The following is a 202-nucleotide window of genomic DNA, read 5'->3' as shown; positions in this document are numbered from 1 at the left end:
TGGAGCTGACGAATACTAATAGATCGAGGACTTAACCATATAATATGTAGCAATGTTATCTAGTTTTGAAGGAATATATGTTTAGATTTCTTCTTGACATTCTGAAAAGAATGTGTATAATGATAAAAGTCTGGTAATGATGGCAGAGAGGTCACACCCGTTCCCATACCGAACACGGAAGTTAAGCTCTCTAGCGCCGATG

The 202-nt window shown here is 38.1% G+C and carries 1 rRNA gene; it reads left to right on the top strand.

The annotated features are described in order from the left end of the window. Positions 1-129 precede the first annotated feature (129 nt). Positions 130-202 (top strand): 5S ribosomal RNA (gene rrf / locus JDS80_RS31200); the annotation flags it as partial.

The organism is Bacillus cereus group sp. N8, from assembly GCF_016483685.1.
GTDB classification, from domain to species: Bacteria; Bacillota; Bacilli; order Bacillales; family Bacillaceae_G; genus Bacillus_A; species Bacillus_A proteolyticus.
The sequence above is the reverse complement of the archived record's forward strand: the minus strand, read 5'-3'. Positions and strand labels throughout refer to the sequence as shown.